Source organism: Aureimonas ureilytica DSM 18598 = NBRC 106430 (assembly GCF_000382705.1).
In the GTDB taxonomy this organism is placed as follows: domain Bacteria; phylum Pseudomonadota; class Alphaproteobacteria; order Rhizobiales; family Rhizobiaceae; genus Aureimonas; species Aureimonas ureilytica.
Genome location: NZ_ARQE01000041.1, coordinates 1 through 1,940, shown reverse-complemented (window position 1 = coordinate 1,940; position 1,940 = coordinate 1). Strand labels below are relative to the sequence as shown.

The 1,940-nt window shown below is 61.3% G+C and carries 3 protein-coding genes; all 3 read left to right on the top strand.

The features are described from left to right. Positions 1–283 precede the first annotated feature (283 nt). The 3 genes from B146_RS0124480 (at position 284) to B146_RS0124470 (ending at position 1,625) form a co-directional block, all read left to right on the top strand. On the top strand, positions 284–709 hold the full coding sequence (locus B146_RS0124480) for an antirestriction protein (protein WP_019999109.1): 426 nt from the start codon (positions 284–286) through the stop codon (positions 707–709). Between the two features lie 113 nt (positions 710–822). Continuing rightward, on the top strand, positions 823–1,101 hold the full coding sequence (locus tag B146_RS0124475; RefSeq protein ID WP_019999108.1) for a type II toxin-antitoxin system TacA family antitoxin: 279 nt from the start codon (positions 823–825) through the stop codon (positions 1,099–1,101). Beyond that, complete coding sequence (locus B146_RS0124470; RefSeq protein ID WP_026358915.1) at positions 1,098–1,625, top strand: hypothetical protein; 528 nt, start codon at positions 1,098–1,100, stop codon at positions 1,623–1,625. The genes B146_RS0124475 and B146_RS0124470 overlap by 4 nt, the downstream gene beginning before the upstream one ends. The last annotated feature ends 315 nt before the right edge of the window (positions 1,626–1,940 follow it).

Sequence of the window (1,940 nt, the reverse complement as noted above, 5' to 3'; positions counted from 1 at the left end):
CAACGAAGGAGCTTCAAATGACCTACGACATCTTCGCCGAGATCGCCGAACTGCGCGCCGAGCTGGCTCACAGCTTCCTCACCAAGCGCGAGCGCGCCGGCGCCACCAAGCGCCTCGCAGCCCTCACCGCAGACGCGGAGGCGACGAAGGGGGCGTGAGCCCTCTTCCCTTGTCGTCTCTCACCGCCGGCGGCCAAGCCAAAGGCAGAGGAAGGGCGTGACGGGCGAGCCCGTCAGATCGAGAGAGAGAACGGGCCGGTCCCTCGCACCCCCGGAGATCCATCGTGACCCAAGCCGCCGCCCTCCATCATCCACGCACTGCCCTCGTCGTTCCCGACGATCGCCGCCTCGAGTTCCTGCCGGCACTGTTCGGTCCCGAAGGGACGTGGAAGGGGGAGAGCGCCATCTACCACGTCATGCGGACGCTCTGCGCCGACTATCGGGGCGCCTACTGGACCTTCTACGAGCTCGATGGAAAGCCGCTCTACATGGGCGTCCAGAGCGATAAGGTGATCCCGATCGGATGGCCGCACAACGGCTATGAGGGCACGGCCTCGCGCGATGCCGCCTGCATCATCGCCAACCTTCTTGTCTTCTCGAACCTCTCCTTCGATGACCGCACCGATCGAATGGCCGAGGTCTTCCATCGCCTGCGCGAATTCGCCTCCGAACACCGAGAAGCCAACACGATCTTTCGTGCCATCGACTAGCGCCCCCCCCCCCCCGCTACAAGGTCTTTCGACCGACAAGGCTCTTTAAGTTCAGAGCCTTGTTGCGTCCCGACAATTCTTGTACGCTTTCAATCAGTACAAAGGAGAAGGCTATGCCCCGGACGGCCGTGGACGACAACAAGCGTATGAACCTTCGCGTCTCACCGGAGGCCAAGGCCAAACTGGTCCGTGCGGCAGCTCTTCGCCACACGGATCTCACAACATTCGTCACGCAGATCGCGCTGCGTGAGGCCGAGACAGTCATCGAACAAGATGAAGTCCTGCGGCTCACCGAACGCGATAGCGTGCGCGTTTTGGATCTCCTAGAAAACCCTCCGAAGCCCAACCCGAAACTGCGTGCTGCCATCGCCGCATTGCCCGACACTCTATGAGCCTGCCTCCCTGGCGAGAAGAGGCCGTCTCAAAATCTCATCACAGACAGGCATTCGACTGCGGCGATGCTGCAATGAATGAGTTCCTCCGGCGCTATGCGCGCCAGAGCCACGAGCAGAATGCATCAAAGACATTTTGCGCGATCGACGTCGCAACGCCCAATCGGGTGCTCGGCTTCTACACCATCACCCCGGCGGCAGTTGCCCATACCGTTGTTCCGTCGCACCTGAAAAAGGGTCTCGCGCAGCATGATGTCCCGGGTTTTAAACTGGCCCGGATCGCCACCGATCGCTCCGTTGCTGGGTGCGGCTTGGGGGGGCAACTCCTGGCGGCCGCTGCCCTCCGATGCCTACGTGTCGCGACCGAGGCGGGCGGCGTCTTGCTCATCATCGACGCCAAGGGCGAACGCGCAGCTCAATGGTATCAAAGCTATGGCGCCGAGCCTTTGCAGGACAGCCCGCTCACACTGGTTATGTCCCTGGCCTCCTTCGCAGGCGACTTGCGAGCTCGAGGCCTTCTTTGAGATGGGCATAGGCCTCGTCGCGATCCCCATCTCGGCCGAGCAAGCATCCTCCCCAGCAGATTGAAGACCAAAAGGGGCCCTTCGGCCCCTTTTTTGTGTCCGCTCAACCCGCGCGAGGCTCCCTCCAGCCGCCGAAATCCGCAATAGCATTGACTGCCTAAATTCGCACGACCATTGCACCAATGTGGAACTCATTCATGCGTAAGAAGCTCCTTCTCACTGGTCTGCCCCCTGAAAAGTGGCCCTCCCTGAAGTAGGCTTTTGAGCCGCTGGAGGACATGAGAATGGGACAGAAGAAGCACAAGCCGGAAGAGA